The sequence below is a fragment of the Bacillus sp. K7 genome (genome assembly GCF_053903245.1).
Genome location: NZ_CP096406.1, coordinates 386,543 through 408,791 on the forward strand (window position 1 = coordinate 386,543; position 22,249 = coordinate 408,791).

Here is a 22,249-nt window from a genome sequence, read left to right on the forward strand (position 1 = left end):
GCATATGAGCAAAAAATCGATTCAAAAGGTGTACGCACTGACACCGATGCAGGAGGGAATGCTGTATCATGCGATGCTTGATCCGCATTCTTCCTCGTACTTCACACAATTAGAGCTTGGGATTCACGGTGCTTTTGATCTTGAAATCTTTGAGAAAAGCGTCAATGAACTGATTCGGTCATACGATATTCTCCGTACGGTATTTGTGCACCAGCAGCTGCAAAAACCGCGTCAGGTCGTGCTAGCGGAACGCAAAACAAAGGTGCATTATGAGGATATCAGTCATGCGGACGCAGACCGCCAAAAAGAGCACATTGAGCGTTATAAACAAGATGTGCAGCGCCAAGGCTTTAACCTGGCAAAAGACATATTGTTCAAGGTAGCGGTTTTCCGTCTTGGTGCAGATCAGCTGTATCTAGTCTGGAGCAATCATCATATTATGATGGACGGCTGGAGCATGGGCGTGCTCATGAAAAGCCTGTTCCAAAACTACGAAGCGCTCAGAGCGGGCCGGACTCCGGCAAACGGTCAGGGCAAGCCTTATTCTGACTACATCAAGTGGCTTGGGAAACAGGACAGTGAAGAAGCGGAGAGCTACTGGAGCGAACGCTTGGCGGGTTTTGAACAGCCGAGCGTGCTCCCGGGCCGTCTGCCTGAGAAAAAAGACGAATACGTTAACAAAGAATATTCATTTACATGGGACGAAAAACTGGTTGCCCGCATTCAACAAACCGCAAACCGCCATCAAGTGACAGGGCCCAACCTGTTTCAGGCCGTTTGGGGCATTGTTCTCAGCAAATACAACTTTGCGAATGACGTTGTCTTCGGCACGGTCGTATCAGGCCGGCCGTCTGAAATCAACGGGATTGAAACGATGGCGGGGCTGTTTATCAACACCATTCCGGTGCGGGTCAAGGTTGATCGTGATGCTGCTTTCGCTGATATTTTCTCAGCTGTTCAGCAGCATGCAGTAGAGGCGGAGCGTTACGATTACGTGCCGCTCTATGAGATTCAAAAACGCTCGGCTCTTGATGGCAATCTATTGAACCATCTGGTCGCGTTTGAAAATTATCCGCTTGACCAAGAGCTTGAAAATGGCAGCATGGAAGAACGCCTCGGGTTCTCTATCAAGGTAGAAAGCGCATTTGAACAAACGAGCTTCGATTTCAACCTGATTGTGTATCCAGGCAAAACGTGGACCGTCAAAATCAAATATAACGGTGCCGCCTTTGATTCCGATTTTATCGAACGGACAGCGGAGCACCTTACCCGCATGATGGAAGCGGCTGTTGATCAGCCGGACGCTGTTGTGCGTGAGTACGGGCTTGTGGGAGGCGAAGAACAGCGGCAAATTGTCGAGGTGTTTAACGAGACGAAAGCCGAACTTCCTGAAGGCATGGCCGTTCATCAAGTGTTTGAAGAGCAAGCGCAACGGACACCAGCGAGCACTGCTGTCGTATATGAAGGAGCTGAGCTGACGTACCGTGAGCTGAATAGAGCGGCTAACCGTCTGGCGAGAAAGCTTGTCGAACAAGGTCTTCAAAAAGGGGAAACAGCTGCGATTATGAATGACCGCTCAACAGAAACCGTTATCGGCATGCTGGCTGTGTTAAAAGCAGGAGCCGCCTATGTGCCGCTTGATCCAGCGCTTCCTGAAGACCGTCTTCGTTTCATGGCGGAGGACAGCTCAATTCGAATGGTATTGGCCGGAAAGGCGTATGCAGATCAGGCGCATCAGCTGCAAGTGCCGGTTCATACCCTGGACAGCGGCTTTGAAGAGAGCGAAGAGGCTGGCAATCTCAATCTGCCATCCGCCCCGGATGATTTGGCATACATCATGTATACATCTGGTTCGACGGGCAAACCGAAAGGCGTCATGATTGAACATAAAAGCATCTTGCGCCTCGTCAAAAATGCCGGGTACGTTCCTGTTACTGAAGAAGACCGCATGGCGCAGACGGGAGCTGTCAGCTTTGATGCCGGCACGTTTGAGGTATTCGGCGCGCTGCTGAATGGCGCAGCGCTTTATCCGGTCAAAAAAGAGACGCTGCTTGATGCGAAACCATTTGCGGCATTCCTGCGTGAGCAGAGAATCACGACCATGTGGCTGACATCCCCTTTATTCAACCAGCTTGCAGCAAAGGATGCCGGCATGTTCGGCACACTGCGCCATGTCATCATCGGCGGAGACGCACTCGTGCCGCATATTGTAAACAAAGTGAGACAGGCATCACCGTCGCTTTCGTTATGGAACGGGTACGGCCCGACAGAAAACACGACGTTTTCGACAAGTTTTCTGATCGATCGTGAGTATAGCGGTTCTATTCCAATCGGGAAGCCTATCGGACATTCGACTGCCTACATCATGGATGAGCAGCAGCGTCTGCAGCCAATTGGCGCGCCCGGCGAGCTTTGCGTCGGCGGAATCGGTGTAGCGCGAGGGTATGTCAATCTCCCTGAGCTGACCGAGAAGCAATTTCTTGAAGACCCGTTCAGACCGGGGGAAAGAATTTACCGCACTGGCGACTTGGCGAGATGGCTGCCAGACGGCAATATTGAATTTTTAGGAAGAATCGACAACCAAGTGAAGGTGCGCGGCTTCCGAATTGAGCTTGGCGAAATTGAAACAAAACTGAACATGGCAGAGCATGTGACAGAAGCTGCGGTAATCATCCGGAAGAACAAAGCGGATGAAAATGAAATGTGCGCATACTTTACGGCAGACCGTGAAGTGTCTGTGAACGGGCTGAGAAAAACGCTGTCTCAAACGCTGCCTGACTATATGGTTCCTGCCCATTTCATTCAGCTAGATAGCCTGCCGCTCACGCCAAACGGCAAAATCAACAAAAAAGAGCTGCCTGCGCCGCAATCAGAAGCTGTGCAGCCGGAGTACACAGCACCTGAGACAGAGAGTGAAAAGAAATTAGCGGAGATCTGGGAAGGGATTCTAGGCGTCAAAGCAGGCGTTACCGATAACTTCTTTATGATCGGCGGCCATTCTTTAAAAGCGATGATGATGACGGCAAAAATCCAAGAGCATTTCCATAAGGAAGTACCGATTAAAGTGCTTTTTGAAAAGCCGACTATTCAAGAATTAGCGCTGTATTTAGACGAGAACGAAAGCAAGGAGGAGCAGACGTTTGAACCGATCAGGCAAGCACCTTATCAGCAGCATTATCCTGTATCCCCAGCCCAGCGGAGAATGTATATCCTCAATCAGCTTGGACAAGCAAACACAAGCTACAACGTCCCCGCTGTACTTTTGCTGGAGGGAGAAGTAGATAAAGACCGGCTTGAAAACGCGATTCAGCAATTAATCAACCGGCACGAAATTCTCCGTACATCGTTTGACATGATTGACGGAGAAGTGGTGCAAACCGTTCATAAAAATATATCGTTCCGGCTGGAGGCTGCCAAGGGACGGGAAGAAGACGCGGAGGACATGATCAAAGCGTTCATTCAGCCGTTTGAATTAAACCGCGCGCCGCTCGTCCGTTCGAAGCTTGTCAAGCTTGAAGAAAAACGCCACCTGCTGCTGATTGATCTGCACCATATCATCACTGACGGCAGTTCAACAGGCATTCTGATCGGTGATCTCGCCAAAATGTATCAAGGCGCCGATCTTGAGCTGCCGCGGATTCACTATAAAGATTACGCTGTCTGGCACAAGGAGCATGCCGATCATCAAAAGGATGAAGCATTCTGGCTCGATACCTTTAAAGGCGAGCTGCCGATTCTTGATCTTCCGGCTGATTACGAGCGGCCTGCTGAACGGAGCTTTGCGGGAGAGCGCGTGATGTTTGGGCTTGATAAACATATCACGGCTCAAATCAAATCACTCTTGGCAGAGACAGATACGACCATGTACATGTTTTTGCTGGCAGCGTTCAAAGTGCTCCTTTCTAAGTACGCGTCACAGGAGGACATCATTGTCGGTTCGCCGACTGCGGGAAGAACACATCCTGATCTGCAAGGTGTGCCGGGCATGTTTGTCAACACGGTGGCATTAAGAACGGCGCCTGTGGGAGATAAAACGTTTGCGCACTTCCTTGAAGAAGTCAAAACAGCCAGTCTTCAAGCATTCGAGCATCAGGGCTATCCGCTTGAGGAGCTGATTGAAAAGCTTCCGCTTACAAGGGACACAAGCCGAAGTCCGCTGTTCAGCGTGATGTTCAACATGCAGAACATGGAGATTCCATCATTGAGACTGGGAGATTTGAAGATTTCTTCGTATTCCATGCTTCATCACGTGGCGAAATTTGATCTTTCCTTGGAAGCGGTCGAGCGAGAAGAGGACATTGGCCTAAGCTTTGACTATGCGACTGCCCTGTTTAAGGATGAAACAATCCGCCGCTGGAGCAGCCACTTTGTCAATATCATCAAAGCGGCCGCGGCCAATCCGAGCGTTCGGCTGTCTGATGTCGACCTGCTTTCTCCAGCAGAAACGGCTGCTTTGCTTGAAGAAAGACATATGACCCAAATCACTGAAGCGACCTTTGCCACCCTATTCGAAAAACAGGCACAGCAAACACCTGATCATCCTGCGGTGAGGTCTGGCGGACATCTGCTGACCTATCGCGAACTTGATGAACAGGCGAACCAGCTGGCACATCATCTTCGCGCGCAAGGGGCAGGAAGTGAAGACATCGTAGCAATTGTCATGGACCGGTCAGCTGAGGTTATGGTATCGATTCTTGGCGTCATGAAAGCGGGAGCAGCTTTCCTGTCGATTGATCCTGATACCCCTGAAGAACGAATCCGCTATTCATTAGAGGACAGCGGAGCGAAAATTGCGGTCGTGAACGAAAGAAACATGACGGCCATCGGGCAATATGAAGGGACAATCGTCAACCTTGATGACGTGAAATGGAGAAATGAAAGTAAGGAACGCCTCCCTTCAATCTCAGGATCTCGCAGTCTGGCATACGTCATTTATACGTCCGGTACGACCGGGAAGCCGAAGGGCGTGCAGATCGAGCATCGCAATCTGACAAACTATGTTTCTTGGTTTAGTGAAGAGGCGGGCCTGACGGGATCCGATAAGTCTGTATTGCTTTCATCTTACGCATTCGATCTCGGATATACGAGCGTGTTCCCTGTTCTTTTGGCAGGGGGCGAGCTCCACATCGTGCCGAAGGAAACCTATACGGCACCGGATGAAATTGGGCGTTATATCAATGAACACGGGATCACCTATATCAAACTGACGCCGTCTCTGTTCCATACGATGGTGAACACAGCTAGCTTTACAAAAGAGCCAAACTTTAAATCCTTGCGCTTGATCGTCTTGGGAGGGGAAAAAATCATCCCGGCCGATGTTCTCACCTTCCGCAAGGTGTATGGACATACCGAATTTATCAATCACTACGGCCCGACAGAAGCAACGATCGGCGCCATCGCCGGACGGGTTGATCTGTCTGAACCGGAGGCATTCGCGCAACGCCCGACAATCGGACAGCCGATTGCGAATGCCGGCGCGCTTGTGTTGAATGAGGCTTTGAAACTAGTGCCTCCGGGAGCGAGCGGCCAGCTTTATATCACGGGACATGGGCTTGCGAGAGGATATCTCAACAGGCCTCAGCTGACAGCCGAGAGATTTGTTGAAAATCCATATTCACCGGGCAGTCTCATGTACAAAACCGGAGATGTCGTGCGGACACTTTCTGACGGTTCGCTTGAATTTATCGGACGGGCTGATGATCAGGTGAAAATCCGCGGCTACCGCATTGAGCCGAAAGAAATTGAAACGGTCATGCTCAGTCTCAGCGGCATTCAAGAAGCCGTTGTGCTGGCCGTTTCCGAGGGTGGGCTTCAAGAGCTTTGCGCGTATTACACGGCAGAGCAAGCCGTTGAAAAAGCAGCGCTCCGGAACCAGCTTTCACAAACACTGCCGTCTCATATGATTCCTGCTTTCTTTGTGCAGGTGGACGCGATTCCGCTGACGGCAAACGGGAAAACCGACAGAAACGCATTGCCAAAGCCGAACGCGGCACAATCAGGACACATGGACTCAGCCGCACCAGAAACAGCACTTGAAGAGAGCCTATGCCGCATTTGGCAGAAAACGCTTGGCATAGACGCGATCGGCATCGATGACAATTTCTTCGATTTAGGCGGCCATTCCTTAAAAGGAATGATGCTCATTGCCAACATTCAGGCCGAGTTGGAGAAAACCGTACCGCTTAAAGCGTTGTTTGAGCAGCCGACTGTTCGCCAGCTGGCGGCTTACATGGAGGCAGCGGCAGTTTCAGGCGGCCATTACGTGCTCAAACCGGCTGACAAACAGGAGATGTACCCGTTGTCATCCGCGCAGAAACGGATGTATGTACTGAATCAGCTCGATAAGCAGACGATCAGCTACAACATGCCATCTGTTCTTCTGATGGAAGGCGAGCTTGATCTTTCGCGTCTGCGCGACTCACTCAATCAGCTTGTGAACCGCCACGAGTCACTGCGGACGTCATTTGCAGAAGCAAATGGTGAGCCTGTTCAGCGCATTTTAGATGAGGCGGCGATTAATCTTCATGTGCTTGAAGCGAAAGAAGACGAAGCGGAACAAAAGATCAAGGAGTTTATCCGGCCATTCGACTTGAACGATGCACCGCTCATTCGCGCGGCATTGCTTCGAATAGAAGCAAAAAAACATTTGCTGCTTTTGGATATGCATCACATCATCGCAGACGGCGTATCAAGAGGCATTTTTGTAAAAGAATTGGCGTTGCTTTACAAAGGAGAACAGCTTCCAGAGCCGGCGCTTCATTATAAGGATTTCGCCGTTTGGCAACATGAAGCTGAGCAAAAGGAACGGATGAAGGAGCATGAGGCGTACTGGCTCTCGGTTCTTTCAGGCGAGCTGCCTGAGCTTGATCTGCCGCTCGATTACGCCCGTCCGCCTGTGCAAAGCTTTAAAGGGGATACGGTCCGTTTCTGTACGGGAAGCGAGACGGCAAAGGCGGTAGAGAAACTGCTCGCAGAAACCGGAACGACTTTGCACATGGTGCTTCACGCTGTTTTCCACGTCTTTTTAAGCAAAATATCCGGACAGCGGGATATCGTCATCGGATCCGTTACTGCCGGCCGTACGAATGCCGATGTCCAAGACATGCCGGGAATGTTCGTCAATACGCTTGCCTTACGAATGGAAGCGCAAGAACAGCACACCTTTGCAGAGCTGCTGGAGAAAGCGAAGCAGACGAACTTGTCAGCGCTTGAACATCAGGAATATCCGTTTGAGGACTTGGTCAATCAGCTTGATCTTCCTCGGGATATGAGCCGAAATCCATTGTTTAACGTAATGGTGACGACAGAAAATCCTGATAAAGAACAGCTTACATTAGACAAACTAAGCATTTCACCTTACGAGGCCCATCAGGGAACGTCTAAGTTTGATCTGACATTAGGCGGATTTACTGATGAAAACGGCATCGGCCTGCAGCTCGAATATGCGACTGATCTGTTCTCAAAAGAAACGGCTGAGAAATGGAGCGAATACGTTCTGCGTTTATTAAAAGCTGTCGCAGAAAATCCGAACCAGCCGCTTTCCAGCCTGTCTCTCGTCACTGAACCAGAAAAACAAACGCTTCTTGAGGCATGGAAGGGCAAAACGCTCCCTGTGCCGACAGACAAAACCGTTCATCAGCTATTCGAAGAAACGGCTCAGCGCCACAAAGACCGCTCGGCTGTCACCTACAACGGCCAGTCATGGACGTACGGCGAGCTGAATGCGAAGGCGAATCGCCTTGCCCGAATTCTGATCGACTGCGGCATCAGCGCGGATGAGCGCGTCGGCGTTCTCACGAAGCCATCGCTGGAAATGGCTGCCGCGGTGCTCGGCGTCTTAAAGGCGGGAGCGGCGTTTGTGCCGATTGATCCTGACTATCCGGATCAGCGGATTGACTATATTTTGCAGGACAGCGGCGCGAAGCTTCTCTTGAAACAGGAGGGCATTTCAGTGCCGGATAGCTTCTCGGGAGAGGTCATTCTTCTTGATGGCAACCGCACGATTCTAAGCCTGCCGCTTGATGAAAACGATGAGGAAAATCCGCTTACAGCTACAAAAGCGGAGAATCTCGCGTACATGATTTACACGTCTGGAACGACCGGGCAGCCGAAGGGTGTCATGGTCGAGCACCATGCGCTTGTGAACCTGTGCTTCTGGCACCATGACGCGTTTAATATGACAGCGGAGGACCGCAGTGCGAAGTACGCGGGCTTTGGATTCGACGCCTCCATTTGGGAAATGTTCCCGACGTGGACAATCGGAGCCGAGCTTCATGTCATTGATGAAGCGATCCGCCTCGATATCGTCCGTCTGAACGATTATTTCGAAACGCATGGCGTGACGATCACGTTCTTGCCGACACAGCTGGCGGAACAGTTCATGGAGCTTGAGAATACGTCACTGCGCGTATTGCTGACAGGCGGAGACAAGCTGAAGCGTGCGGTGAAACAGCCGTACAAGCTCATCAACAATTACGGGCCGACTGAAAACACAGTCGTTGCCACCAGTACAGAGATCAATCCGGAGGAAGGCTCGCTTTCCATCGGGAAGGCGATCGCCAATACGAGAGTATACATTCTCGGCGAAGGCAATCAGGTGCAGCCGGAAGGCGTAGCCGGAGAGCTCTGTGTAGCGGGACGCGGATTGGCGCGCGGCTATCTGAATAAGGAAGACGAAACCGCGAAGCGGTTTGTCGCTGATCCGTTTGTCCCGGGTGAACGCATGTACCGCACCGGCGATTTGGTGAAATGGGTGAACGGCGGCATTGAATACATCGGCCGGATCGACCAGCAGGTCAAGGTTCGCGGCTACCGGATCGAGCTGTCAGAAATCGAAGTCCAGCTCGCCCAGCTTTCTGAGGTGCAGGATGCGGCGGTCACAGCTGTCAAAGATAAAGGCGGCAATACAGCGATCGCGGCGTATGTCACACCGGAAACAGCTGACATAGAAGCGTTAAAGTCTTCACTGAAAGAAACCTTGCCGGACTACATGATCCCGGCGTTCTGGGTAACGCTGAACGAACTTCCGGTTACCGCAAACGGGAAGGTTGACCGCAAAGCCTTGCCTGAGCCGGACATCGAAGCGGGAAGCGAAGAATACAAAGCGCCGACGACCGACATGGAAGAGCTGCTTGCCGGCATCTGGCAGGACGTGCTCGGCATTTCTGAAGTCGGTGTCAGCGACAATTTCTTCTCGCTCGGCGGAGACTCCATCAAAGGAATCCAAATGGCGAGCCGCTTGAACCAGCACGGCTGGAAGCTGGAAATGAAAGACCTTTTCCAGCACCCGACAATCGAAGAGCTGACCCAATACGTGGAGCGTGCCGAAGGCAAACAGGCGGACCAAGGCCCGGTGGAGGGTGAAGTCATCCTGACGCCGATTCAGCGCTGGTTCTTTGAAAAGAACTTCACGAACAAGCACCACTGGAACCAATCAGTGATGCTTCATGCGAAGAAGGGCTTTGATCCTGAACGGGTGGAGAAAACATTACAGGCGCTGATCGAACATCATGATGCGCTTCGCATGGTTTACCGTGAGGAAACCGGAGAGATCATTCAAGCATATAAATCGATCAGCGAAAGCAAGATCAGCTTCGATATCGTGGACCTATACGGCTCCGATGAAGAGATGCTGAAAAGCCAGATCAAGATTCTAGCGGACAGGCTGCAAAGCAGTCTCGATCTGCAAAACGGACCGCTTCTCAAGGCGGAGCAATACCGGACGGAAGCTGGGGACCACCTGCTTATCGCTGTACACCATCTCGTGGTCGACGGCGTATCATGGCGGATTTTGCTTGAAGATTTTGCATCAGGCTACATGCAGGCTGAGAAAGAAGAGAACATTATCTTCCCGCAAAAAACAAACTCATTCAAGGACTGGGCGGAAGAACTGTCGGCATTCAGCCAATCAGCACACCTTTTGCAACAGGCTGAATACTGGGCGCAAATGGACGCTGAACAGGTTTCTCCTGTGCCGAAGGACTACGAAACAGAGCAGCGGATCGTCAAGCATACATCATCTGTCCTTTGTGAATTAACGGAAGAAGACACTAAACATCTCTTAACGGATGTTCATCAGCCATATGGAACAGAAATCAATGATATTCTTCTCAGCGCGCTCGGTTTGACAATGAAGCAATGGACAGGCGATGCCAAAATCGGCATGAACCTAGAGGGGCACGGACGGGAGGACATCATTCCGAATGTGAATATCTCCAGAACGGTCGGCTGGTTTACGGCGCAATATCCTGTTGTGCTCGACATGTCTGAAGCGGATGCATCAGCCGTGATCAAAACAGTCAAAGAAAACCTGCGCCGCATTCCGGACAAAGGTGTTGGCTACGGCATTCTTCGTTATGTCACAGAAACAGCGGCTACAAAGGGCTTCACGCCAGAGATCAGCTTCAACTATTTAGGCCAGTTCGACAGCGAAGTGAAAACCGACTTCTTTGAGCCGTCCGCTTTCGATATGGGGCGCCAAGTAAGTGAAGAATCAGAAGCACTGTACGCCCTGAGCTTTAGCGGCATGATCAGAAACGGCCGGTTTGTGCTTTCTTGCTCCTACAACGAGAAGGAGTTTGAAAGAACCACAGTCGAGGGGCAAATGAACCGGTTTAAAGAAAATCTCCTGATGCTGATCCGCCATTGTACGGAAAAAGAAGAGAAGGAATTCACGCCAAGCGACTTCAGCGCTGAAGACCTTGGAATGGACGAGATGGGCGATATCTTTGACATGCTTGAGGAGAATTTAAAATAAAACGCAAGGGAATTACAGAAGGCGGGAGCGAAGCATATGAGTCAATTTAGCAAGGATCAGGTTCAAGATATGTATTACCTATCGCCGATGCAGGAGGGGATGCTGTTTCATACCATCCTGAATCCCGGCCAGAGCTTTTACCTTGAACAAATCACGATGAAAGTAAAAGGCAGCTTGAATATCACATGCCTTGAAGAAGGCATGAATGTGATCATGGACCGGTACGATGTATTTCGTACCGTGTTCATTCACGAAAAAGTAAAAAGGCCTGTCCAAGTCGTATTGAAAAAACGCCAGTTTCATATAGAAGAAATTGATCTGACACATTTAACGGACAGCGAGCAAACAGCCAAAATCAATGAATACAAGGAACAGGATAAGATCAAAGGCTTTGATTTGACGCGGGATATTCCCATGCGCGCAGCCATTTTCAAAAAAGCTGAAGAAAGCTTTGAATGGGTATGGAGCTACCACCACATCATTTTGGACGGCTGGTGCTTCGGTATTGTCGTGCAGGATCTGTTCAAGGTATACAATGCCCTGCGCGAACAAAAGCCGTACAGCCTTCCACCTGTCAAACCGTATAAGGACTATGTCAAGTGGCTCGAAAAACAGGATAAACAAGCGTCACTGCGTTACTGGCGCGAGTACTTAGAGGATTTTGAAGGACAAACGACGTTTGCAGAGCAAAGAAAGAAACAAACGGACGGCTACGAGCCGAAAGAACTGCTCTTCTCATTGCCGGAGGCGGAAACAAAGGCCTTTGCCGAGCTTGCAAAATCGCAGCATACCACTTTAAGTACGGCGCTGCAGGCAGTCTGGAGCGTATTGATCAGCCGCTATCAGCAGTCTGGCGATTTGACTTTCGGCACAGTCGTTTCCGGGCGTCCCGCGGAAATCAAAGGCGTTGAACATATGGTCGGGCTGTTTATCAACGTTATCCCGAGACGGGTGAAACTGTCTGAGGATATCACATTTAACGGTTTGCTCAAGCAGCTGCAGGAGCAATCACTTCAGTCTGAGCCGCATCAATATATGCCGCTCTATGACATCCAAACCGAGGCCGATCAGCCAAAACTGATTGACCACATCATTGTCTTTGAAAATTATCCGCTTCAGGATGCAAAGAATGACGAAAACAGTGAAAACGGCTTTGAGATGGAGGATGTCCATGTTTTTGAAAAGTCGAATTATGATCTTAACCTGATGGCTTCCCCGGGGGATGAGATGCTGATTAAGCTTGCCTATAACGAGAATGTGTTTGATGAAGCGTTTATTCTGCGCTTAAAATCTCAGCTTCTCACAGCGATTCAGCAGCTTATCGAGAAGCCGGATCAGCCTGTCAGCACGATCAATCTCGTTGACGATAAGGAGAGAGAGCTTCTGCTTACCGGCTTAAACCCGCCGGCTCAAACTCATGAAGCAAAGCCTCTGACAGAGTGGTTCAAGGAAGCAGTGAACGTTAATCCGGGTGCACCGGCGCTGACGTATTCCGGCCAGACGCTTTCCTATCGCGAATTAGATGAGGAAGCAAACCGCCTTGCACGCCGGTTGCAAAAGCAAGGCGCGGGCAAAGGCTCCGTTGTAGCGTTGTACACGAAGCGTTCGCTTGAGCTGGTGATCGGCATTCTCGGCGTATTAAAAGCGGGAGCGGCTTATCTGCCGGTTGATCCAAAGCTGCCGGAGGACCGAATGTCGTATATGCTGACTGACAGCGCGGCAGCCTGTCTGCTGACACATCAAGAGATGAAGGGAAAAGCGGCTCAGCTGCCGTATACAGGGACAACGCTCTTCATTGATGATCAAACACGGTTTGCAGAACAGGCAAGTGACCTTGAAATCTCGATTGAACCCGATGATCCGGCATATATCATGTACACGTCCGGCACAACCGGAAAGCCGAAGGGCAATATCACCACCCATGCGAATATTCAAGGTTTGGTCAAGCATGTAGACTACATGAGATTTTCTGAAACAGATACGTTCTTATCTGTTTCGAATTACGCCTTTGACGCCTTTACCTTTGATTTCTACGCTTCCATATTAAATGCGGCAAGGCTGATCATTGCAGATGAACAAACGCTGTTGGATACAGAATCTCTCACCAATTTGATTCAGCAAGAAAATGTCAATGTCATGTTTGCGACAACCGCACTATTTAATCTTCTCACAGATGCGGGAGAAGAATGGATGAAAGGGCTTCGCTGCGTGTTATTTGGCGGAGAACGGGCATCTGTGCCTCACGTCAGAAAAGCGCTGCGAATTATGGGGCCGGGTAAGCTGATTAACTGCTATGGGCCGACTGAGGGAACGGTGTTTGCGACAGCTCACGTCGTGCATGATCTACCGGATTCCACCACCTCATTGCCAATCGGCAAGCCGATCAGCAATGCCAGTGTTTATATTCTCAATGAGCAAAACGAGCTTCAGCCATTCGGAGCGGTTGGTGAACTGTGCATCAGCGGAATGGGCGTTTCAAAAGGGTATCTAAACCGCCATGACTTGACGAAGCAAAAGTTTATCGCGAATCCGTTCAAGCCGGGAGAGACGCTTTACCGCACAGGGGATTTAGCACGTTGGCTGCCAGACGGAACAATTGAATACGCCGGCAGGATTGACGACCAGGTCAAAATACGCGGGCACCGGATTGAACTTGAGGAAATCGAAAAGCAGCTGCAGGAATATCCGGGTGTGAAAGATGCGGTCGTTGTGGCAGAACGCCATGCGTCTGGAGATGCGTCCATTAACGCCTATCTTGTGAACCGGACGCAGCTTTCAGCTGAAGACGTAAAGGCGCGCCTGAAAAAACAGCTTCCTGCATACATGGTGCCGCAAACCTTTACTTTCTTGGACGAACTTCCTTTAACAACAAATGGAAAGGTCAATAAACGGCTCCTTCCAAAACCGGATCAGGATCAGCTGGCGGAAGAATGGATCGGGCCCCGAGACGAGACGGAAGAAACGATCGCCCAAATCTGGTCTGAAGTTCTCGGCAGACAGCAGATCGGCATTCATGACGATTTCTTTGCGCTCGGCGGGCACTCCTTAAAGGCAATGACCGCCGCGTCCCGCATCAAAAAAGAGCTCGCGATTGATCTGCCGGTAAAGCTTTTGTTTGAAGAGCCGACGATCGCCGGCATTTCAGCGTATTTGAAAAACGGGGGCTCAGATGGATTGCAGGATGTAACGGTCATGAATCCCGATCAGGAAGATCAGATCATTTTCGCATTCCCGCCGGTCTTGGGCTATGGCCTCATGTACCAAAATCTTGCCAGCCGCCTGTCGTCATACAAGCTGTGCGCCTTTGATTTCATTGAGGAGGAAAACCGGCTTGACCGCTATGCCGATTTGATTCAGAAACTTCAGCCGGAAGGGCCTTTGACACTGTTCGGGTATTCAGCGGGATGCAGCCTGGCGTTTGAAGCGGCCAAAAAGCTTGAGGGACAAGGACGCATTGTGGAGCGGATCATCATGGTGGATTCCTATAAAAAACAGGGTGTCAGTGATCTGGACGGGCGCACGGTAGAGAGTGATGTCGAGGCGTTGATGAATGTCAACCGGGATAATGAAGCGCTCAACAGCGAAGCCGTCAAACAAGGCCTCAAGCAAAAAACACACGCCTTCTACTCATACTACGTCAACCTGATTAGCACAGGCCAGGTGAAAGCGGATATTGATGTCCTGACATCTGGCGCTGATTTTGACATGCCGGAATGGCTTGCATCGTGGGAAGAGGCCACAACAGGTGCTTACCGTGTGAAAAGAGGCTTTGGAACACACGCTGACATGCTGCAGGGGGAAGCGCTAGACAGGAATGCCGGAATTTTGCTCGAATTTCTTAATACACAAACCGTAACGGTTTCTTAAATGAAGTGATGAAAGGAGGAGACGGCCAATGAGCCAGCTCTTCAAATCATTTGATGCGTCGGAAAAAACGCAGCTCATCTGTTTTCCGTTTGCGGGCGGCTACTCGGCATCGTTTCGCCCTCTCCATGCTTATTTGCAAGGAGAGTGTGAGATGCTCGCTGCCGAGCCGCCGGGACACGGCACGAATCAAACGTCAGCCGTTGAGGATCTTGAAAAGCTGACCGATTTGTACAAACAAGAATTAAACCTCCGCCCTGATCGGCCGTTTGTGCTGTTTGGACACAGCATGGGCGGAATGATTACCTTCAGGCTGGCGCAAAAGCTGGAGCGGGAAGGCATCTTTCCGCAGGCTGTTATCATTTCTGCGATACAGCCGCCGCATATTCAGCGGAAGAAAGTGTCCCATCTGCCGGATGATCAGTTTCTTGATCATATTATCAAATTAGGCGGGATGCCCGCTGAGCTTGTTGAAAACAAGGAAGTCATGTCCTTTTTCCTGCCTTCCTTTCGATCAGATTACCGGGCTCTTGAACAATTTGAGCTTCACGATGTAGCCCCGATCCAATCGCCTGTTCATGTCTTTAACGGACTTGGTGATGAAAAATGCATTCGGGATGCGGAAGGCTGGAAGAAATGGGCGAAAGACGCCACATTTCATGAATTTGACGGCGGGCACATGTTTCTGTTGTCACATACGGAAGAAGTGGCAGAACGAATTTTTGCGATCTTGAATCAGCATCCGATCATTCAATCGTGACCATAAGCGGACAGCACTGGCTGTTCCGCTTTTTTATGTGGAATGACCATTTTTACATGATATAATAGTCGGAATATACTCAATTAAAGGCAGGTCGGAGCATGCGCGCGTCTCCTCAGATGAAATGGTTTATATTGCTGTTTCCATTTGTATTCGCCATCGGAATGAACTCATTCAGAAATTCCTTTCCATTTTCTGTTGTTGTGTGCATCGTGTTTGTAGGTGTATCGGCTGGAATCGAGCTGGTGCCGTTTTTAGATAAACAGAAGGCAAAAGAAACGCAGCAATCATTATAAAAGGACCAGCACTATCAGCGCTGATCCTTTTTAAATTTCACTTTTTTTGTCTCACTATTTTTAAGGATAATGGCTCGGAACCTATTCATTTCCTCTTTAGAATGAAAAAAATGTTTTGGTATCGCAATATATTGGCTGCTGGATGTATTGATCCGGAAGACATTCTTATATTCGAGAACAGACGTGATTTCATTCCAATGAAAAATGAGGTCCTCCTTTTTAGAGCATATACGGATTCCATCTTGATTGAGGGTATACGTTCTTTTGGATTGAATCCGTTCATTCTTCTTGTATGCTCTGAAAAACTTTACATACAGAAGAAGGAGGAGCAGCAGTGTAAACAGAACAGACATGACGATAATGAAAATACTATTCATAATTAAGTTAAGCGCTTCGCTGCCATAAACGAGACGGGGCTGTCCGTTAATGAAATGAACTGCAGCAAAAATGGCGCAAAACAACAGAAAGTAAAAGAATGACATTTTTGCAACTTGATAAAAAAAGATTTCTCTTACATCTTTAAACGTAATTTCTCCTGGAAGATTGATGCTTTCACTAGCATATTGAATCATACGTACACTTACACCTCGAACCATGTTTTTCCTATCAGTCTAGCATAATTTCTCATTTTTTTGCAGAGACCCTATGGTGATATGTCTTTTTCTGCACATTGATATTGCTCCCCACCACGCCAATCATAATACAAACAGCTCCGGCTAGATGATACCAGGCGAGTGTTTCGTTTAGAATCACCACTCCCGCTATCATTGTCACGATGGTAGACACGTGATTGAAGGCGCTCATTTTAAACGCCTCAATCCTCGAAAGTGTATAGTTGGACAGAAACGAAGTGACGAGTGAAGATAGCACGCCCAGATACACAATGGCAAGAACAAAGCCCGGCTCCCGGAATGGCTGAAAATAAGTGCCGACAGTTCCCGCCGCGCTGTGGCGAACAAGGGCGATGGCGTTGAAGGCGGCAAAGCCGATCGCTGACATGATGTAAGTGAGCTCGGTCAGCTTGAACCGCTGCGTCATTTTTCTGGCGGCGGTATTGTACATCGCGGAAGACAAAGCGGACAAAAGGATCAGCAAAGATCCTGTTAAGCTGGCTGATTCCACTTCGATCCCTTTCATCACAAAAATAAATATGACGCCGGCAACGGATAAAACCGTGAAACCCTTCTGCATCCACGTGGAGCGTTCCTTTAATAGATAACTGGCTAAGACCATTGTGAAAATCGGAATGGCAGCCTGTATAATTCCCGCTTCAGAGGAGGACGAGTACACAAGGCCGAATGCCTGAAAGCTGAAAAACAACGCCGGATACAGCAGGGCGAGCGGCAAGATGGCAATGACGTCCTTTACACGAATTGATAGCTTTACCCAGCCGAATAAGACCGGTACAGTGGCAGCGGCAAACGCAATGGTGAACCGGTGCGCCAGAATATCAAACGGTTCTGCTGTTTGCAGCGCGATTTTTACGAATAGAAACGATAAACCGATAATGAATGAATATAAGATAGCCGCCATATAAGCGGGGGCTTGCTGATGTTTACCCATAATGGAAGGTGCTCCTTTACCTGATTTGCAGCGCCGGTCGCTCCCTTTTATTGTATGGCTGTGAGCAGAAGGGTACAATGAGAAAAACAATGAACTGTACCGGTACAAAACAGGGGGAGAAAGCATGGAGAAATATATGAGTCTATTGACGAGGATAGAGGAGATGATACAAAGCAGCGCCTATCAGGAAGGAGACAGGCTTCCATCCATCCGACAGCTGTCCATCCGCTATCAAGTCAGCAAAAGCACAGTGATCCGCGCGCTGCGGGAGCTGGAAAAGCGCCATCTCATCTACTCCGTTCCGAAAAGCGGCTATTATATTGTGAAAAAAACGGGCACACCAAAAAGCGGACAGCCGGGGCTCATCGACTTTGCCACATCTGCGCCAGATCCCGACGTATTTCCGTATCTTGATTTTCAGCACTGCATCAACAAAGCCATTGATACATACAAAAACGATTTGTTTATTTATGGGACGCCAAAGGGGCTTCCGTCGCTCATCCGTGTTCTCCGAAAGCTGCTCGCCAATCAGCAGGTATTTGCGGACGAACGGCACATTTTCATTACATCAGGTGTCCAGCAGGCGTTATCCCTGCTTTGCGCCATGCCGTTTCCAAATGGGAAAGAGAAGATCGCCATTGAGCAGCCGGGCTATCATTTGATGATTGAACAGCTTGAGACGCTTGGGATTCCTGCCATCGGAGTAAAACGAACGGAAGAGGGGCTTGATATGAACGAGATTGAGCGGCTGTTTCAGACGGAATCGATCAAATGGTTTTATACAATGCCCCGCTTCCATAACCCGCTAGGCTGCTCTTTGTCAGAGCGTGATAAACAGGAACTTGTAAGACTGGCGGAAACGTATGATGTCTATCTCGTTGAGGATGATTATCTCGGTGATTTGGAGGAAAATAAAAAGGCAGATCCGCTGTACGCATATGATCTGTCCTCGCATGTCATTTATTTGAAAAGCTTCTCAAAAATGATGTTTCCCGGCCTTCGCGTGGGGGCCGCTGTTTTGCCGGATGCGCTGGCTGACACGTTTCACACGTACAAAAAGCTAAACGATATCGACAGTTCTGTGATTTCTCAAGCGGCGTTGGAAATCTATTTGAAAAGCGGCATGTATGGCAGGCATAAGGAGAAAATCCGCTCATCCTATAAGGAACGGTCACTGAGGCTTCATCAGGCCATTCAAACACATAGAAGTCTAGGAAGCGGCCGCTTTGCGTTCTCCAGCGGACAGGCGCCCTGCATGCATACCCATCTGGTGCTCCCTCGGGATTTGCAGGCCTCAAGGGTAATGCAAAAGCTGAAAAAACAAGGGGTTCTCCTTGAGGCGATAGACCGTCATTATTTATCAGATTATCCAAGAGAAAATCTATTAAAAATCAATATTTCCAATGTGAAAACGGAAGATATTGAACACGGCGTCAAGCTGCTGATGAGCCATTTATAAAAGCGCATCGTATGAGACCATTGTGATATCCTTGGGGAAATCAGGGTGCGCGGCGCATACGGCCATTTTGTAGCTCGGATCTACTTCATATGTTTTGATATAACAGGGGGAATGGCTGTCCGGAAGCTCAATGGTTACTTGTCCGTCCTGATGCAGGCGCACCGAAAAGGAGTCAAGCGGAAGCGATAAGCCTTTGCCTTCCTGCTTGATAAAGCTTTCTTTCATTGACCATAGATGATAAAAATAGTCTGTCTGTTCGTCGATGTTTTTGGCTATAAGGTCGTTGTACTCTGTTTTTGAAAAGAAGCGTTTGGCGATATCGAGGCTGATCGGTTTCATTTTTTCAATATCGATGCCGATCGGCTGTGAATCAAACGCGCAAATGACCCAGCGGCCGGAGTGGGAAATATTGAAATGGGCGTCAGGAAGATCAGGGATGCAAGGCTTCCCGTATTCCTGCGCGCTGAAGCGGATCTCGGCTTTGTCCAGCTGATATTGCCCGCTGATAACAGAGCGAACGAGCACATCTCCCAGCAGGGTGCGGTGAGCATCTTCTTTATGATAAAATCTCCGGCATTTCTCCCGTTTTTCAGGCGATATGAAAGACATTAACCGTTCAGTCTCCTCCTGTGAAAGCGGGCGGTCCATATACATTCCGTAAATCTTCATTCTAGATCCTCCGTCTGCAAAAGATTGTCAAAACCATCCTATCATATTTTGTTTTACTTCGGAGTAAGATCCTCAATAATCTCGTATACGTAGGGATTTTTTGGTGTACTAATTGTTTGCATATGTGTGACGGATACGATCGGAAGCTGTTCGCCGTTCTTATTAAATACAGTCAGTTTTCCGGTGGTCTGAACCCACTCGCCTTCCTTTATATCATGTTTTTCTGAGAAAGAAGCCGGCAGTCCGTATACCGCAGCATCTGCAATACAGCAGGATATGCCGTAACGTCCAACGATATAGCGACCCAGCTGTTCATCAAAATAGACAAATCCTTTCATGTCGATCTCTTTTCCTGCATACGCTTCTGCATGTTCCAGCAATAGATTGACAATGGGCACATAATACTTGTCTGAAATCGGAATGACATTCATCCCTTCCAGCTCCCGAGAAAGTTCTTTTTCATAACCGCTGGGCAGGACTGCGGCCGTTCCTGCTTCATGAGAGGATTCCGCCTGAGTATTAGATTTCTTTTGTTCCGGGCTTTTGGCACTGTTTGCTGAGAAGATTCTGTTCTGTGCCACTTCCTTTGTCAGCACATGGTCAGGGAAAAGGAAACCGGTAACAATAGGAATCAGAAAAAAACTGTACAGCCATGGGTGAGACGGAGAATGTGTTTGACCGCCGGCACATGCACAGCAGGTATGCTGACTGTCTTGTTTTCTCCAGATCAATGACAGTATGCCAAGCGCAAATGCAGCGACGATAAAAAACTTCGCAAACCAAAGCATCCGCGGAGAAATGAAATGCAAAATATGCCCTGTCAGATAAAGTTTAAAGATCATTAAAGCAAAGCCGACCAATAGAAGCCCCCGGACAACAGCATCAAAAGAATACGGTTTATTTTGTTTCAATTCACTCATCCTTTATGAGGTAATCAAACCATAAAGCCAAGCTATTGCAAGAACTGAAGCGGAAATCACAACAAAAAATACAAACACAAAGCGTTTTTTAAAAAATGAAGCATACACAAACGTGTTTTTTACATCTAACATTGAGCCGTACAGCATGAAGGAGAGGAGGGAAGCGTGAGAATAGGTGCCTGAAAAAGTAGACGCGACAAACGCATCCGCATGTGAGCAAAGTGACAGGACAAATGCCAGTCCCATCATGACAGCGGAACCAGACAGGTCGCTTGTCCCCAGCTCTGCGAGAGCCCCGCGATTTAGAAACGTTTGAAACAGGCTGGCGATACATGCGCCCATGATCAAATAGCGGCCCATATCGAAAAATTCTTCTACAGCATGGGTGACGATAGGTTTCAAGCGTTTTCCGTGCTGCTGATGACTGTGTTCCGGCAAGGCAGCTGTTTTATGCGGTTTCAGCATGTTTTTGTTTCCGAATATCCAATACATCAGGAGCCCGATTATGATACAAATAACGACGGAGAGCCCAATCCGCGCGTACACAAGTTCCAAATGCTTGCTGAAGGCATAGTAGGTGGAGAGGATGACAATCGGATTTAAGATGGGCGCTCCAACTAAGATAACCGCGCCAACATGCAGAGGGAGCCCTTTTTGAATGAGACGGCGCACCACCGGAATGACTGCACACTCACATACAGGGGAGAGAATACTGATGGCGACAGCGGACCCTATTGCGCCATAAGGGTTTTTGACGATCCATTTGGCCATCCATTCATCTGAGACAAAGAATTCAATGCACGAAGAAAAAAAGATGCCGAGCATGATAAATGGAATGGATTCAAGCAAAATACTCAGGAAAATGGTATTCACATTTAGCAGTGAATCTGGAATAGCAAAAGACAGTTTTGAAGGTTCAAGCAGAATAAAACAATACAGTAAAAAGAAAAAGAGCAATATGCTGAAGGAGCGTCTTGCAAAGTGTTGGAGAGCTTCCATCATGATACCTTCCGATTCTAGTATTTCTCTTACTCAGAGATAGTACCAATCTATGAGACAAGCCTGCCAAACATGAGTGAAAACAAAAAAACGGGCCATTGAAATGGTCCGTTTTTCTTTGACAAAAGATTAGTGCAGAGGCGGAGATGCTTTCACAGCGGCTGTCCGCCTTGCCACCGCATAATTCAGCAGCTGGATTGACTGCGGCAATGAAAAGCGCAGAATGAGTCCGGTGAGAATGGCAGTCAAAATGGTACCAAAACCGATCGGACCGCCCATGCCCCATGCCGCCAACAAAATGATGATTTCCATGCCGTTCCGCACCCATTGCACATTCCAGCCGGTTTTTTCTGTAATCAGCATCATCAGTGAATCACGCGGCCCCGCGCCAAGGCCTGCCGATACATAAACACCGACGCCGTAGCCGATCATGACCACGCCAAGAGAGAAGACGATGACGGAGCCTGTATAAGTGGAGGGGGCAGGCAGAAGAAAATTGAAAAAATCTATAAAAACACCAATGAGTACCATGTTCAGGATCGCCCCAATTTTTGGCCAAGCCTTCGTAAACAATGACGTTAATCCAACGATGAGCGCGCCAATCATGATGGACCACTGGCCGACGGTAAAACCGAAATGCTGAAACAGGCTGTAATGAAATGCATCCCACGGGCTAATGCCGAGCGCTTTCCCTTCAATCGTCAGGGATACACCAAAAGCCAATATGATTAAACCGGAAAAATAAAATGTCCAACGCAGCACAAGTTCTCGCTTCACGTGAGGTCCCTTCTTTCGTAAAAATCAGTCGAGTGTCATTGTAGCACATCTGACAAAAGGGCGGAATAGGCGAAAGGGGCTCAACAAAAAAACAGGGCTGCCGCAGCCCTGTTTCAGCGTATTGGCAAACCCTTGCATTCGTTGTCAGGCCTGCGCTTCGGTGCTCACGAATTTAACATTCGCTGT

The 22,249-nt window shown here is 49.0% G+C and carries 10 protein-coding genes and 1 pseudogene; 5 read left to right on the top strand and 6 right to left on the bottom strand.

Features of this window, described 5'->3' with window-relative positions; all coding sequences use genetic code 11:
• Positions 1 to 4 precede the first annotated feature (4 nt).
• From srfAB to M1D98_RS02005, 4 genes and pseudogenes are all read left to right on the top strand, one after another.
• Positions 5 to 10,756 (top strand): surfactin non-ribosomal peptide synthetase SrfAB, encoded by a 10,752-nt coding sequence (srfAB, locus tag M1D98_RS01990; protein ID WP_456279947.1) that lies wholly within the window; start codon positions 5 to 7, stop codon positions 10,754 to 10,756.
• Between the two features lie 36 nt (positions 10,757 to 10,792).
• Positions 10,793 to 14,623, top strand: a complete 3,831-nt coding sequence (gene srfAC / locus M1D98_RS01995; protein WP_456279948.1) for a surfactin non-ribosomal peptide synthetase SrfAC — start codon at positions 10,793 to 10,795, stop codon at positions 14,621 to 14,623.
• A gap of 28 nt (positions 14,624 to 14,651) precedes the next feature.
• Complete coding sequence (gene srfAD, locus M1D98_RS02000) at positions 14,652 to 15,380, top strand: surfactin biosynthesis thioesterase SrfAD (protein ID WP_268523719.1); 729 nt, start codon at positions 14,652 to 14,654, stop codon at positions 15,378 to 15,380.
• Positions 15,381 to 15,481: 101 nt separating this feature from the next.
• A pseudogene (locus M1D98_RS02005) lies at positions 15,482 to 15,574 on the top strand (hypothetical protein); the annotation flags it as partial.
• Between the two features lie 116 nt (positions 15,575 to 15,690).
• Here the strand turns inward: M1D98_RS02005 and M1D98_RS02010 are convergent.
• Positions 15,691 to 16,248, bottom strand: coding sequence for a YcxB family protein (locus tag M1D98_RS02010; RefSeq protein WP_456279949.1), 558 nt, complete (start codon positions 16,246 to 16,248; stop codon positions 15,691 to 15,693).
• A gap of 52 nt (positions 16,249 to 16,300) precedes the next feature.
• On the bottom strand, positions 16,301 to 17,239 hold the full coding sequence (locus M1D98_RS02015; protein ID WP_268537605.1) for a DMT family transporter: 939 nt from the start codon (positions 17,237 to 17,239) through the stop codon (positions 16,301 to 16,303).
• A gap of 124 nt (positions 17,240 to 17,363) precedes the next feature.
• On the opposite strand from M1D98_RS02015, the gene M1D98_RS02020 reads away from it, so the two are divergent.
• A complete protein-coding gene (locus M1D98_RS02020; RefSeq protein ID WP_010330773.1) occupies positions 17,364 to 18,698 on the top strand; it encodes an aminotransferase-like domain-containing protein in 1,335 nt (444 codons plus the stop codon).
• Here the strand turns inward: M1D98_RS02020 and M1D98_RS02025 are convergent.
• From M1D98_RS02025 to M1D98_RS02040, 4 genes are all read right to left on the bottom strand, one after another.
• Entirely contained in the window at positions 18,693 to 19,367 is a 675-nt protein-coding gene (locus tag M1D98_RS02025; protein ID WP_456279950.1) for a 4'-phosphopantetheinyl transferase family protein, read from the bottom strand. The genes M1D98_RS02020 and M1D98_RS02025 overlap by 6 nt on opposite strands.
• A gap of 53 nt (positions 19,368 to 19,420) precedes the next feature.
• On the bottom strand, positions 19,421 to 20,278 hold the full coding sequence (locus tag M1D98_RS02030) for a TIGR03943 family putative permease subunit (RefSeq protein WP_456279951.1): 858 nt from the start codon (positions 20,276 to 20,278) through the stop codon (positions 19,421 to 19,423).
• A gap of 12 nt (positions 20,279 to 20,290) precedes the next feature.
• Positions 20,291 to 21,286, bottom strand: a complete 996-nt coding sequence (locus M1D98_RS02035; protein ID WP_456279952.1) for a permease — start codon at positions 21,284 to 21,286, stop codon at positions 20,291 to 20,293.
• A gap of 129 nt (positions 21,287 to 21,415) precedes the next feature.
• Positions 21,416 to 22,063, bottom strand: a complete 648-nt coding sequence (locus M1D98_RS02040; RefSeq protein WP_010330777.1) for a YczE/YyaS/YitT family protein — start codon at positions 22,061 to 22,063, stop codon at positions 21,416 to 21,418.
• Positions 22,064 to 22,249 lie beyond the last annotated feature (186 nt).

What these genes read in the sequence shown, in the direction of transcription:
- srfAB (WP_456279947.1), top strand. Translation starts at nt 5, where the DNA reads ATGAGCAAAAAATCGATTCAAAAGGTGTACGCACTGACACCGATGCAG.
- srfAC (WP_456279948.1), top strand. Translation starts at nt 10,793, where the DNA reads ATGAGTCAATTTAGCAAGGATCAGGTTCAAGATATGTATTACCTATCG.
- srfAD (WP_268523719.1), top strand. Translation starts at nt 14,652, where the DNA reads ATGAGCCAGCTCTTCAAATCATTTGATGCGTCGGAAAAAACGCAGCTC.
- M1D98_RS02010 (WP_456279949.1), bottom strand. Translation starts at nt 16,248, where the DNA reads ATGATTCAATATGCTAGTGAAAGCATCAATCTTCCAGGAGAAATTACG.
- M1D98_RS02015 (WP_268537605.1), bottom strand. Translation starts at nt 17,239, where the DNA reads ATGGGTAAACATCAGCAAGCCCCCGCTTATATGGCGGCTATCTTATAT.
- M1D98_RS02020 (WP_010330773.1), top strand. Translation starts at nt 17,364, where the DNA reads ATGGAGAAATATATGAGTCTATTGACGAGGATAGAGGAGATGATACAA.
- M1D98_RS02025 (WP_456279950.1), bottom strand. Translation starts at nt 19,367, where the DNA reads ATGAAGATTTACGGAATGTATATGGACCGCCCGCTTTCACAGGAGGAG.
- M1D98_RS02035 (WP_456279952.1), bottom strand. Translation starts at nt 21,286, where the DNA reads ATGGAAGCTCTCCAACACTTTGCAAGACGCTCCTTCAGCATATTGCTC.